Genomic DNA, 14801 nt, shown 5'->3' on the forward strand with positions numbered 1-14801 from the left:
CACATAAATTTAAGCTGTATTTAAACAATTAACTCAAAAACTTTTATTAACTAAACGACAAATTATGAAGAATTTAATTTTTGCATTCGTTTGCATTCTTGGATTTTCTACCGTAAACGCACAAACTGAAATTATGGGTGTGGTTACAGATGATTCCGGAATACCTGTTGCAGGAGCCAACATTATTATTAAAGCTACTACTGCAGGAACTATTTCCGATTTTGACGGAAATTATAGTCTAAGTTCGGATTTAACCGGCTCACAAACTATTCGTGTTACCTATATAGGTTATGGCGCTGTAGAGAAGCCAGTTACCCTAAATGGCGGTACCGTACAAGTAAACATCGTTATGATGGAAAGTGGGGAGCAATTAGATGAAATTTTACTAACCGCTACCTCTACAACAAGATCACAAAAGGAATCTCCTTTATCAATTACCTCTTTAGGAGCAAAACAATTAGCTAAAGCAAATACAAGTAGCCAAGCAGATATTTTAATTGGTGTACCCGGAATTACTGCTGAAGGTGGTGGGGGAGAAGTTGCCTCTAACGTTTTTGTAAGAGGATTACCTTCGGGAGGTCAATACCAGTATACACCATTACAAATTGATGGTATGCCGGTATTAAGTACATTCGGACTTAATTCTTCTGCACATGATGTGTATTTTAGGAATGATATTGGAATTAAAAATTTGGAATTTGTACGTGGGGGATCTTCTATATTATATGGAGTAGGTTCTGTTGCGGGTATTATTAACTATAACAGCATCACAGGAGGCGTAGATCAAAAAACAACAATACGTACAGAAGTAGCGACAAACTCTCGTTACAAGGCAGATTTTGTGACTAGCGGACCTTTAGGTGGCGAAGATTCTAATACGTTCTATGCGCTTTCTGGTTTTTACAGGTATGATGATGGTCCTATTAAAACGGGATTACCTACAGAAGGTTTTCAATTAAGAGGGAACCTAAAACAAGTTACTAAAAACGGATCTATTACCTTTTCAGGACAATATATAGATGATAAAGTACAGTTCTTTTTGCCTTATCCTTTAGAAGGAGGTTCTCGTGATCGTCCTACAGGGAATGATGGTAACACCATTTACACGTTACAGACAGCAGCTGCTGCCAACATTTCATACTTAACTCCTGATGGGGTGTATGAGTCTCCTATAGAAGAAGGTGTAGCTACGAAAGGCGGATTTTTCTTAACGCAATTTAAGCACAACTTTTCAGACAATTTAAAGATGGATGCGAAACTGCGTTACTCTAAATATGCACACCAATTTAATTTATTTTTAGATGGTAGTGGTGTTAGTGGTGCCAATGTCGTAGAAACTCAAGCAGAATATTTAGCGGCAAGAGGTTTAACCGGTGGAGATTTTACCTATTTAAACGGACAGCCCTTAGCTGCAGATGCATTATTATTTGAAAATAGAATCTTGGATAGAAGCAGGCCTTTATCTGAAACTATGGCAGATATTAAATTAACAAGAACGGCGGGCGATCATACCATCACCGGAGGTACTTTTATTTCTAGATCTACGGCAGGAGATTTTAATGTAATTACTAATTATTTAGGGGAATATAATAACAGACCAGATTTAGTAGAGCTGTCTGGATATTCTATTAATGGGGTAACCAATAGAGGTACTGCCTATACCAATAGAAATATTTCTAGTAATAAAATTGCCTTGTTCTTAACGGATGAAATTAAATTAGACCGTTGGAATTTAGATTTTGGTGTACGTTACGAACGTGCTTCAGGGACTATTGAAAATGAAGGGTCTACTTCTTACCTGGTAGATAATACAGGAATAGCTAATTTAGACAATGTTACGTGGGGTAATGGTAGCTGGACAAGAGGGCATGTTTCTGCAGATGATTTTGCCGTAGCCTTAGCTGGTTTGTATAAAGTAAGTGATGCCTTGAGTGCCTATGGTAACTTTTCTAGAGGCTATTTCTTTCCGGAATTAAGAGGAACAAAATTTGACGGCTTCGGGAATCCTAGTAGCTATGATACAGAGAAAATTGTTCAAGGAGAATTAGGGGTGAAGTACGGAAAAAACAACTTCTCTGGTACAGGTGCTTTATATGCTATAAACCTAAATGATCGTAGAGTAGTAAACTTTATCAATGCTCCAGGAGGTGGTTTTATAGAAGATGTAGATACGCAAGATACCAAAACCTTTGGTTTTGAAGGTACCTATAACTGGAGGTTTGTTCAAGACTTTAGCTTAAACGGATCTTTAACCGTACAAAGTCATGAGATTACTAAATCTACTTCGAACCCTGAGTTTGAAGGAAATAAGATTTCTAGACAACCAAATTTCATCAATGCTATTGGTCTAGAGTATGACAATGCTACATTCGATGCTGGGGTTAATTATAATTATACGGGTAAAAAATATACGAATGATTCTAATTCTATTGAATTAGATGCTATTGGTATTACTAATTTAAACCTAGGCTACACCTTTAAAACAGGTGAAGATGGTGGTACGGTTAGACTGGGTGCACAAGTATACAACCTTTTAAATTCTGAAGGAATTACAGAAGGTTCTCCTCGTCTTAATAATACACAAACAGAAGAAGCTTTCTTCGTAGGTAGACCAATTCTACCAACACGTGTATTCTTAAACGCGACATTTAATTTTTAAGTTGAGTTTTATATTAAGAAACACATTGGTTCCTGAGAGCTTCCAATGTGTTTTAATTCTATGTATTTATGAAAGAACAATTAATCAAACAAGCAATAGCCATCCTAAACGAAAATTTTCAAGAAGGTGGTTTTACCATTCCTTGTAAAGGTTTATATCCTTTCCAGTGGAAATGGGATAGTGGCTTTATAGCCATTGGACAGGCACATTATGATATTGAAAAAGCAAAAACTGAAATTGCGACCTTATTAGATGCGCAATGGGAAAACGGATTTATACCTCATATCATTTTTCATAATGAAAGTGACACCTATTTCCCAGGTGCCGATGTGCACCGTTCAGATTTGAGTCCGCTTGCTTCTAAAAAATACAAATCTACAGGAATGACACAACCACCGGTCACAGGTTTTGTCCTTGAAGAAATGTATCGGATTGCAGAAGACAAAGAAGATCTATTGCAGTATATTGCTACGCAAATAGATAAGGTATATGACAATCATGCGTATTTCTATACCCACAGAGATGTGAATAATGAAGGTTTAGCATTCATCTACCATAATTGGGAATCTGGTACCGACAATTCTCCTATTTGGGATGACATTTGGAAAACTATGAATCCGCCAGATTATACGTTTGAGCGCCGAGATACGACCCATGTAGATGCATCACAACGCCCCACCAAACGGGAGTATGATCATTACTTGAATATTATTGAAATTGCTAAGGAGCACAACTATAACGATGCTAAAATTGCAGCACATTCACCTTTCCTTGTATTAGATCCTTTATTCAATGCTATGTTGATAAAATCTAACGAATCACTTATCAATTTATACCGCTTGTTAGGTAATACTAGTAAAGTAGCGCAATTAGAAGCATGGCAAAAAAAGAGTATCAAAGGGTTTAATGACAAACTTTGGGATGATAAATTGAATGCCTACGTGCATTATGATTTAAGAAAAGATGCTCCTATACGTTTTGTAACCTCCTCGTCATTTTCTGCTTTTTATGCTGGGATACCTAGTCAGGAAAGAGCAGATTTATTGCTACAAACGATGATGGGTAAATTTGGCGGTGAGGAGCTATACTTATGTGCTTCTTTTGATCCGAACAGCGATCGTTTTGATCCTAAAAAATACTGGAGAGGTCCCGTATGGATTAATATGAATTGGATTCTTTATAACGGATTAAAACGTTATGGTTTTAATGATGTGGCGCAACGTGTTAAAGAAGATTCTATCGCTCTAATAGAAAAGAATGGCTTTTTTGAGTATTTTAATCCTATCAAAAAAGTAAATGAAACAGAAAACGTAGGATATGGTGGTAATAACTTCTCATGGAGTGCTGCTCTGCTTATAGATTTGCTTAAATAACCACAAAACCAAGCCATTATGAACTATCTAGATTATATCATCATCATAGTATATCTCCTAGCGTTTTTAGCTATGGGCTTCTTTTTTAAAGAAAATAAAACATCAGGAGATTACTTTTTAGGCGGTAAGTCTATGGGGTGGTTTCCGTTGAGTTTGTCTACCATGGCCACGCAATTATCTGCCATTAGCTTTATATCTGCCCCCGCATTTGTAGGCTTAAAAGATGGTGGAGGTATGCAATGGCTTACCTATGAATTTGGGGTGCCATTGGCCATGGCTTTTTTACTTATTGTACTTTTGCCTACCTTATATAAATCTGGAATTGTTAGTGTCTATGAATACCTAGAAAAACGTTTTGATTCTTCTTCCCGGTTATTAATTAGTATTGTTTTTCAAATTAGTAGGTCTGTTGCCACCGGAGTAATGGTGTATGCCATGGCACTAATCCTTCAAGCTACTATTCAGTTAGACTTTGTTGTTTCAGTGTTACTTATTGGAGTAATTACCATGATCTATTCTTTTCAAGGGGGTATGAAGGCGGTTATTTGGGGTGATGTAATACAAATGACCATTCTCTTTTTTGGTATTATTATATGTTTAGTATATGGCTTTAGTGAATTGGGAGGCATTGATAATTTCTTAACCCATGTAGATCCAGATCGTGTAAAGGCGGTCGATTTTAGTAAATGGGGTTTTAATAATGCCGATGGTAATGATGAATTTGGTTTTTGGCCTATGGTGCTAGGGGGCTTCTTTTTATACGCATCCTATTACGGAACAGACCAAACACAATCACAACGTTTACTGTCTTCTAAAGATATGCCTTCGCTAAAAAAATTACTATTAGCCAACGGATTATTACGTTTCCCGTTCACCTTAACCTATTGTATTATGGGCTTGGTCTTAGGAACACTCTTAATGCAAGATAGTAGTTACCAAGAATTGATAGATACCGTTTACGCGACCAATATTGGTTCCTTAGAAGGTAAAAAGGCCGATTTAATGGTGCCTGTATTTATTATAAAATACTTACCTAATGGTGTTATCGGTATTCTAATTGTAGCTATTATGTCTGCCGCAATGTCCAGTTTAAGTTCTACCGTAAACTCGCTTTCGGCAGTAACTATGGAAGATATTGTAAAGCGTTTTAAGCCCAATATGCAAGACAAACAATACATCAGCTATTCTAGATATCTTTCTATATTCTGGGGACTAGTATGTTTGTTCTTTGCCTTTTTTGCAGGAAATATAGAAGGTACCGTTATTGAGGTCATCAATAAAATTAGCTCTGTTTTCTACGGTCCTATACTTGCGGTATTTATAGTAGCTATTGCTACCAAAAAAACCCATGCCTTTGGGGCCAATGTGGGGATCATAGCAGGGGTTTTATTCAATATGTACCTATGGCTTTATGTACCTCAAATATTTTGGTTCTGGTGGAATGCTTTAGGATGTTTGGTCACTATTATTGTTGCAATAGGCGTAAGCTATATTGTAAAAGCAAAAGCGAAAGAAGGTTTAGAGGTGGTCTACAATCCTAGTAGAAAAGAACTGGCTATTTTAGTAGTGTATTTCGGAATAATTGTAACCATAAGTACCTTACTACCAAGTATATTAAGTTAAAAAAACGCAACTATGAAATTTGTGATTGCCCCCGATAAATTTAAAGGTTCGCTAAGTGGAATTGAATTTTGTGATGCGGTAGAAGAAGGACTCCTAAAAGTATTTCCGCAAGCGGATATTCTAAAAATTCCGTTGGCGGATGGTGGCGATGGTACCGTGGAGGTGATTAAAAACTACATTCAGGGCACTATGGTTACGGTAAGCGTAAACAACCCGCTATTTGAAAAAGTAGAAGCTTCGTACTTATATTCTAGTGCCACTAAAACCGCCTATATAGAAATGGCAGAAGCCTCGGGATTAAAACTTTTAGCACCTAGTGCATACAATTGCATGATTACGAGTACGTATGGCACTGGAGAACTTATTGCTGATTGTTTAGATCGGGGTGCAGAACATCTAATTTTAGGTATAGGAGGTAGCGCTACTAATGATGCTGGAATGGGAATGGCCGCCGCATTAGGTTATGAGTTTTTTGATGCCAACAATCAAGCGTTACAACCTATTGGTAGTAATTTGATAAAAGTTCACCATATTGCCGCAAACAAAATCTCTAAAAAGTTACAGAAATTAAAAGTACAAGTGGCCTGTGATGTGACCAACCCTTTATATGGAAAAAATGGTGCTGCCTATATTTATGGAGCCCAAAAAGGAGCTAATGAAGCGCAAATAAAGGAGCTCGATGTAGGCTTGCAGCAATTTTCGCGGGTGCTTAATACAATGTACGGCACAGATGTACAGCAAATTGTAGGCGGTGGTGCAGCAGGAGGCATGGGAGTAGGGATATCTATATTTTTAAAGGGCACCCTTGCTTCAGGTATAGAACTGCTCAAAGAACTTGCTAATTTTGATGTCCGTATACAAGGCGCACATTGGATTATTACAGGCGAAGGAAAATTAGATGCTCAATCCTTATCCGGAAAAACAATCCAAGGGGTATTGACGGCGGCACATAAAGAAAAAATAAAAGTTGCGGCCTTATGCGGAGTTGTAGATTTATCTATAGCAGCGCAAGAAGCATTGGGCATCACGTATACCACCTCCATCTTAAAAGAAATTACAACCATAGAAGAAGCTATGGCAACGAGTGCTGATAATTTGGTTTTTGCAGCCTATAATTTTGCCCGTTGTATCGCTTAAAATAATGTTTTGTTCAGAAATGTGGGTTTATTATTCGGATTTCTATAAATATTGCCGAATTTTGCCCGCATTTTAAAATTGAAAAGAAGCATGACAGAAAGAGATGAGTTTTTCATGAAAAGAGCGATAGCACTTGCCGCAGAAGGTATGAATGCTAATGCTGGCGGACCTTTTGGAGCCGTGGTTGTAAAAGACGATGAAATTATCGCCGAAGGTTATAACAGAGTTACTTCTACCAATGATCCTACAGCACATGCTGAGGTAGTGGCTATTCGTGAAGCGTGTAAAAAACTAAATAATTTTGAATTAACAGATTGTACTATTTATACATCTTGTGAGCCCTGCCCAATGTGCTTAGGCGCTATTTACTGGACCCGACCAAAAATGGTTTATTTTGGGTGTAGCCGTGAAGATGCTGCTGCCATTCAGTTTGATGATCAGTTTATTTATGATGAGATTGATAAAGATATTGACGGACGTCAAATTAAGTTTGTACAACTAGCACGTAAAGACGCTTTAGAAGTGTTTAATGCTTGGGATAGTAAGCAAGATAAAAAAGAATACTAGTTCGTAGTATTAAGTACAAAGTATTAAGTATTGAGTATTGAGTATTGAGTATTGAGTATTGAGTATTGTAAAAAAGCCTCGAAGAAAATTCTTCGAGGCTTTTTTAATTGATTTAAGTAACAGAACTCTGTTCTAATTTTAATCGATACGAAGGCAATATCCATAGCATAAAAGCGTATTAAGTACAACAACTTAAAAAGTATCCCATGAAAAAATCCAGATTATTTTTAGGAATGGTATTCGCTGCAACATTGTTTGTTTCATGTTCAGACGACGACAATGATAATGATGTCGAAGAACCGCTAGACCAGAGTGAGCTTATATTAGGAGAATGGAATTACATCTCACAGACTTTAAACGGTGAGGATATTGAATTTAATGATGAGTGCCAAAAAGAAAATGAATATCAGATTTATACGAGTGATGGCGTTTACAATCAAACCGAATTTGAAAACATTACAGGAAACGGATGTGAGCAAGTCGCATCGACCGTAGGTACTTGGAGTATTGAAGATTCAATTCTAAACCTAAACCTAGGCAGCGATCCTGAAGACCATAGCGCCCTAACTATCTTAGAATTATCAGAAAACACCTTAAAGTATCAAATCAAGATTGATTATGATAACGATGGTGTTCTAGATGATTATATTGGAATTTTATCTAGACGTAATTAAAGTCGATTAATAGGCATAAAAAAACCCTCGAAGAAAATTCTTCGAGGGTTTTTTGTATAAAATAGTCTTTAATTATTTCGCTTGTTCGTTGATCGCATTGATACCAATATTCCCTTGAGCAATAACTGTTTCTAAGTCACTTGCACTTTGGTGTACTCTAATGTTTCCATCAAAAAATAACAATTCATCAAACGTAATTGCCGTACCGTTATCTAACATAGAAACTTCTGTTGTACTTTCTTCACAATTACATTCAATAGGTGCTAAAGTAATGGCAACTTCACCAGTAGAAGTTACATCATCTAAATAAATAAATGCTGGGTGAATATCATTATTAGAATTAGTTAAACTCAAGAAGATGGTTGTTGTACCGTCTTCTTTTTCTGTAAATGTAGCCGTTCCAGAAATGTCTGCATTATCAGCAGCATTTAAAGCAAATACTTTAGTACGTAATTCATTTTCAGTAGTTTGGTTTTCATCTTTAGAGCAACCAACAAAGGTAAACGCTGCTGCTAAAAACAATACTAGGGAGATTTTTTTCAAGTTCATATTTAGTTAAAATTAGTGTTAATACTCGCGCAAATGTATATAAAGGAATTCACATTTATTGATGCAATCAACGCATTTTTTATTGCGAAAAATGCAATTCTTTTAAGGGGTTCAAAAAAGACGATAATAGGTTTATTTTTAACGCTGAAAAGCAATCATTGAAAATTATTCCTACATAAAAAATTATCCCAAATGGCCCTAGTTTATTCTTAAAAATCAATTCTTAAGATAATGGAGCTCTCCATGTGGGTTACAATCTGTAAATTTGAATCCCAAACAACAAGCACCCAATAGTTACCTTTAAGACGTAGGATGATATGAACGAGTTTATTCAGGAAAATTCAAAGGCAATTTACCATATTCTAGCAACCGTTGGAACCGTAATTATATTACTCGTAATCACCAATTACTTTCATAAGTGGTTAAAAGCTAAGCTGAATGCAAAATTTCCTAATCAGGATTCTAGTACCTTAGACTTACTTCGTCGTATTCTTAAGACCTTGTGGATTGTTTTAGGGTTCATTTCTTTGATTTTTGTATTTATAGATGAGCAGTATTACCAACGGGTACAGAAAGATTTCTGGCTGATTTTTTACTTAGGTTTTGTCCTTATTCTTACCATTATTGGGGTCTCTGTAGTGCAAATGCTTTTTGCGCATGTTATTGCAAAACGGGTAGAAGAAAAGAACGATCCTACGAGCTACAAATTTTTACGAAATCTGGCCGTATTTGGCGTGTATTTCTTAGGAGTGCTTTTTGCTGTGATGGCCTTCCCTTCACTACGCGGTTTGGCACAAACAGCTTTGGGTGGGGCAGGAGTCATTGCCGTTATTGCCGGTGTAGCCTCTCAAGAAGCCTTAGCAAATTTAGTGGGCGGTGTGTTTATTATCACCTTCAAACCTTTTAAAATTTTTGATATTGTTCGTATTTCTGATGATATGGTGGGTACGGTTATAGATATTACCTTACGCCATACGGTGATTAGGAATTTTGAGAATAAAATGATTGTGGTTCCAAATTCCATCATTAACAAAGAGAAGCTCATTAATTATGATTTAGGCGATCGTAAATGCTGCCAATGGATAGAGATTGGTATTTCTTATGATAGTGATATTGATACCGCTAAAGAGATCATGCGCGAACAATGTACCCAACATCCAAGCATTATAGACAATAGAAATCCATTAGATATAAAAAACGGAGATCCTAAAGTATTGGTGCGCGTTATAGGTCTCAATGAATCTGAAGTTACGCTTAGGGCGTGGACCTGGGCAAAAGATTATCCGTCATCATTTGTCATGAAATGTGATCTCTTAGAAAGCATTAAAAAGGAGTTTGACGCCAAAGGCATCGAAATTCCGTTTCCACACCGTACTATGGTATTCAAAGAAAACCAGTTGGCGGAATTAAAAGAACAATTAAAGCCGAAAGATTCTTAGTACACATTGCGATAGTATATCTCAAAAAGCACTAAAACTACGCGTGATAAGCAACAGAAAATATACTAGGGTAGGGGCTGATATGGAATATCTTAAGCCCTTTTACTTACAGTATAATTTAGATTTCCCCTGATGCTATTCTTGTTTCATAACTAACTACACTACAGTTAGTTACAATCACCAAAAACAACCATAAGAAATATCTTACAACTAAATTCATTTGCTACTTAGCTGCAATAAATTCCAGAATCGCTAGTTTAGATAGGTAACACCAAATCTATCTAATCCCAAAAAAGAAACGTGAACAAATTTTTTATTAAAATTACCTGCATAGGAATACTATGCATGAGCATTGCAAGTTGCAGCAGTGATGGCGAATTAGATACGGTATTAGATGATGGGTCCCCAACTTCCGGAATTACGGGCGACTATTTAGCCGCTATTGGTGTTCCCGATGCATGGATTTCTCCAGATATGGCTAGCCCAGAAAGACCAGCTACTTGGGATACCGAGCAAATTGGTTATTATTTTGTGGAATATGCCGTGGGTTCTGATACTGATAATACCTACGGAACGCCAAGTGCACCACGTAAAACAATTCCATATCCTGTTCCTGCAGGGTCATATGTGGTGGTTTCAGGTAATTATAATTACATACAAAACGATATAAAACTTAGAGGCGAAGGAACTGGCGAAACATGGATAGCCGGAGAAAGCGGACCTGTTTGGGTGGTTAGTGATACTGAAAATAAAGCAGAGATTACAGATAAAAAAATGCTGTTATCCGGTAGTTATGTTTATCTAGATGGTTTTTATTTTCATTCTGGTGGGAGAATACAATTGGGTTCAAACCAACCAGGATCTCCTGTAGATCACATCTTAATTAGAAATAGTGAAATGAAAGGTGAAGTTGATGTTGCTGGCGGTGTTTTAATAAATACGGTAGGCTTAAAAGATGATCCAGCTTCAGATATTATTATATACAATAATAAAGCACATAGAATTGGCCCGCTTGATTCAGATGTAGATATTGATGCCCGTGGGTGTTCTATACAATCTTATACTAGTAACATGTGGGTCGTAAATAATGAATTTAGTAACTCGTCTGCCGGACTTCAAGTAGAAGCCGGGACCTTGGAAAACCAACCGACAGCACATCATATATATATTGCGCGGAACCATATTTTTAATATTGCGCAAGCTGGTATCGGAATAAAATATGCCTTAGATATTATCATCAGTGAAAATGTAATTCATGATATTATAGATACCCCATGGTCACCCGCAAAAGGAATTGGTTTTCAATATGCTCCAGATCGTGTGTGGATACTTTATAACGAAATTTATAATGCATACACTGGTATTCGCGGAGGTAGTGATAATGGCGGTGCAGGTACTAATGGAAAAAGTGTTTTTATTATTGGGAACTTTATACATGATGCTACTATAGATGGTACTGCACATAATGGTGCTACCAGTGGTTTAGGAATAGAAATAAACAATGGAGCTACACCAAGATACATCATTAATAATACCATTGTCAATAGTGATATTGCAGTTGCTAATGGCTATTATAACTCTACCATGATCATTGAAAACAATGTATTTTCTAATACACGAGATTTTGATGTGATGTTAGAAGACAGTTACCAAACTGGAACACTATCTACACTTAGAAATAATCATTTTGATGCTGAAGCTAAAATAACCTGGAGTAATGGTGTTACTCATGATCTAGAAAGTTTTCAAGCTGCATTTGATAAAGGCGAAGGCTGTATTAGTGCAGATCCTTTATTTGTAGATGCTAATGATTTCTCTTTGCAAGCAGCTAGTACTGCCGTAGCTGCGGGATTAACTCCTAGTGCTTTAACATTAGATGTGTATGATCATTTTGAATCTTTATACGAACTTAACATAAAAGTTGATATCAACCAGGTGGCTAGACCAACTACTGGCGCATGGAATATGGGAGCTTATACCAACTAAACAATTAAGTTTATAAGCTGCTATAGATTGCTATTTAAAAATTTTACTCACGTACGTAAAGACATTTGTTTTTTGTACGTGAGTTTTTTTGTTTTAGCGAATCAGAATACAGGCGTATTTGAGATTAACTCAAGGATGATTTTAAATAGCGGCGAGATGAAGCGTTGGACTTATAGGTTTTATAGATGAACCTACAGAACAAGTGATAATTTAGTTATGTTTGATTCAATTGAGAGAGGAGTTCCTATATTTTCTATTTTACATACGCAAGCTTTTTGAATTATCCTGTGGATGATTTAGAAAGTCGGCGAGACGAAGCAAGTGGCATTATGTATTCATTGACTTATAAGTCTAAACGGGATAGCAATTTTACAAAAGTAAAGAGGTCCTGAAAAACTCTATTTTACATAATATAAATTATAGAACAAATAAGTATTATGAGTAAAAACGGCGAATAGAACTTTTTCAGTTCTATTTTACATAGTTGCAGATATAACGTCTTTAGACTTATATCGATAGCAATTATGTAAAAGCCGTTTTACTGGAATGTTAGTTTAAATTGGATATTCAGTACAATGGCTCCTATAATTTTAAATATGCGATTCTCACGAAACTTCAGAACTCTAAAAATCTGCGAATAACTTCCAACACTTGCCAGCGCTAAAATAAAAGCTAACCTTTTTACTCTTATTAAAATTCGCGTACCTGCCTGTCGGCAGACAGGTTCGAGAAAAACCCTGCAAGATTTTTTTAGAGAATTCTTGTCAGCTTGCCGTAAGAGTACAAAATTACTCTGCGAGATAATTGCACACTTACTAACTTCTCGTCTTAATTGAATCTTTCCTTTAGGTGCTTTTATTATTATGTAAAATAGACTTTCAGCATTGTAACCTGTAACCGAAATATTTTATCTTTTTTTCTTGATACGGCAAAGTATACTTTGAGCGCGACGAGGCGGCGGCGAAACAAAAAAATCAAGGCTTCAGATAACTTTGGAAACAATGTACGGCTTAATCGCTATATTCTAGAATGCATTTTAACTCTTAAGACTGCTTTGAACTTCTTGAAACATATTACTGTTTAACAAACTGTATTGCGAGTTCTCTAGAATATGGTCGCTCCCCTCGCCTATTGTTTTACCAAAATTCTCTTAGGCCGGAAAAAAAAGCATAGATTAAAAATTACGTTCTAAAAACCTTCTCTTCCTCTCTCCATCTCCACTTTTAAGAGCATACTCAATGTTTCTTTTTACGTGATTTTTTATAGGTATTGATTCTAAACCCAAGCGTTGGCATTTAGCACCTAGATGTTTATTGGAATTTCTTTTCTTTTACGGTAAAGTATACTTTGAGCGAGTTAATTCAGTGGCGAAACAAAAAAAATATAGGTTTGCAGATAATTTTGAAACATGGCAGAGCGTAAAGAAAATGTACGCAAAGTACATTTTCAGCTTAGAGCGAAATGTAGGCATTGAGCTTGACTAGTAAATAATTTTCCACTTCGCTCCTATTGTCGTTTCGTAAAAAGAGTATTCAATTAACATTATAGAAATTACTGGTACTATAATCTATTTAAAAATAGTATTAATTGTAGTCCCAATTCTACGGTTTGTTCCATATAAAGTAATGGTTTTTTCTCCCTCAGGTCTTCCAAAATAAGAAGGAAATAAATAGGAGTAGTCAAGTGTAAGAGTTAGTTGGGTTCTATCATTATTGACAGTTAAGTCGTAACTATTTGAATTTTGAATAATAAAAAGGGACCCATTTGAAGGAATAGAAATAATATCGGGTAAATTTTCACCAGTAATAATTAAAATATCATTCCAAGCATATTTTTCTTGATTTAAAGAAGTGATAACAGGCACATTTTCCGCTAAAACATCAATATTAAAATCGGATACGGTTTTAACTTCTCCATCTATTAAATATTTTATCTTATAATCGGTAGCTGTAGTAATATTATCAGGAAAAGTACATCTAAACGCATCAAAAGGCATTCCATTTGTATAAGTAGAAGAGTTTGATATTATTGTGTTTTGTATGGTATAAGAGTTTTGTTCATTCTCTATAATAATTGAGGAATTTGGTATTGTCAAATCTAGACCTGTTCCTGAAAATCCAGCAGTAGCGTCACTATAAAATAAATGGTTGGAGTTATTGTCAAAAAAATAATAAGCTTTAGTAGTTAACGTATAAATAGTTATTTCACCATTTTCAGCTGTTACCATATATTCAATAGGTAGGTAGAAATTTGGAGTACCTTCTAGTACAGGTGTAATTGACGTTCCTTCAGGTAAAGAAAATACAATATCTGCAGTGTCTAAGGTATAATCTGTTTCGACATACAAAGTTTTAGAATCATTATCTATTGTACCTTCATAAGTTTTGGCATTAATTAATAATTGAAAATTTAGTATAGCTGTATTAGAACTTATATTGTTAACAACTACCCGGTAGATATTTGAGTCTCCGTTTTCTGCGATAATTGTATATGCGACTTCATTCTCAAAATTTTGAGAGACATTTACTGCTGGTGAAATAGTTGAGTCATCTGAATATTCTATTATTGGAACTAAGGATGTTACATCTGCATCTTCTGTGTCTAGTGTTATTAGTTTGTTGGTCTCATCAATAGAACCAGTTACTAATGTTCCTTCAATGTTTAATTGAAAAGATATTATTTGATTTTCCGTGCTCAAAACTACTTCTTTAGGCGTCTCTGGAGCATCGTCCTTTTTACACGAAGACAATACACCAACAAATAATACTAGAATAAAGATTATATTTTTCATTTT

10 protein-coding genes are annotated in these 14801 nt (G+C 35.7%); 8 read left to right on the plus strand and 2 right to left on the minus strand.

Annotated elements, in window-relative coordinates; genetic code table 11:
- Positions 1–64 precede the first annotated feature (64 nt).
- The 6 genes from M666_RS15715 to M666_RS15740 all read left to right on the plus strand — a co-directional run bounded on the left by M666_RS15715 (position 65) and on the right by M666_RS15740 (position 8033).
- On the plus strand, positions 65–2659 hold the full coding sequence (locus M666_RS15715; RefSeq protein ID WP_029446611.1) for a TonB-dependent receptor: 2595 nt from the start codon (positions 65–67) through the stop codon (positions 2657–2659).
- A 68-nt stretch (positions 2660–2727) separates the two neighbouring features.
- Entirely contained in the window at positions 2728–4032 is a 1305-nt protein-coding gene (locus M666_RS15720) for an MGH1-like glycoside hydrolase domain-containing protein (protein ID WP_029446612.1), read from the plus strand.
- Between the two features lie 18 nt (positions 4033–4050).
- Entirely contained in the window at positions 4051–5655 is a 1605-nt protein-coding gene (locus tag M666_RS15725) for a sodium:solute symporter family protein (RefSeq protein WP_029446613.1), read from the plus strand.
- A 12-nt stretch (positions 5656–5667) separates the two neighbouring features.
- The gene (locus tag M666_RS15730; RefSeq protein ID WP_029446614.1) at positions 5668–6792 is read left to right on the plus strand and encodes a glycerate kinase; all 1125 of its coding nucleotides are present in this window, start codon (positions 5668–5670) and stop codon (positions 6790–6792) included.
- Between the two features lie 90 nt (positions 6793–6882).
- Positions 6883–7359, plus strand: a complete 477-nt coding sequence (locus M666_RS15735) for a nucleoside deaminase (protein WP_024480968.1) — start codon at positions 6883–6885, stop codon at positions 7357–7359.
- Between the two features lie 206 nt (positions 7360–7565).
- Positions 7566–8033, plus strand: a complete 468-nt coding sequence (locus tag M666_RS15740) for a lipocalin-like domain-containing protein (protein ID WP_029446615.1) — start codon at positions 7566–7568, stop codon at positions 8031–8033.
- A gap of 72 nt (positions 8034–8105) precedes the next feature.
- Here the strand turns inward: M666_RS15740 and M666_RS15745 are convergent, their stop codons facing one another.
- Entirely contained in the window at positions 8106–8582 is a 477-nt protein-coding gene (locus M666_RS15745; RefSeq protein WP_029446616.1) for a hypothetical protein, read from the minus strand.
- Between the two features lie 317 nt (positions 8583–8899).
- Between M666_RS15745 and M666_RS15750 the strand changes: the two genes are divergently transcribed.
- Both M666_RS15750 and M666_RS15755 read left to right on the plus strand, forming a co-directional pair.
- Positions 8900–10021: a mechanosensitive ion channel family protein gene (locus tag M666_RS15750; RefSeq protein ID WP_029446617.1), complete on the plus strand. Its 1122-nt coding sequence runs from the start codon at positions 8900–8902 to the stop codon at positions 10019–10021.
- 345 nt (positions 10022–10366) lie between these two features.
- The gene (locus tag M666_RS15755; protein WP_029446618.1) at positions 10367–12007 is read left to right on the plus strand and encodes a right-handed parallel beta-helix repeat-containing protein; all 1641 of its coding nucleotides are present in this window, start codon (positions 10367–10369) and stop codon (positions 12005–12007) included.
- A gap of 1567 nt (positions 12008–13574) precedes the next feature.
- On the opposite strand, the gene M666_RS15760 is transcribed toward M666_RS15755, so the two are convergent.
- The gene (locus tag M666_RS15760) at positions 13575–14798 is read right to left on the minus strand and encodes an SGBP N-terminal domain-containing protein (protein ID WP_029446619.1); all 1224 of its coding nucleotides are present in this window, start codon (positions 14796–14798) and stop codon (positions 13575–13577) included.
- Positions 14799–14801 lie beyond the last annotated feature (3 nt).

It is taken from the genome of Cellulophaga baltica 18, assembly GCF_000468615.2.
Classification (GTDB): Bacteria; Bacteroidota; Bacteroidia; order Flavobacteriales; family Flavobacteriaceae; genus Cellulophaga; species Cellulophaga baltica.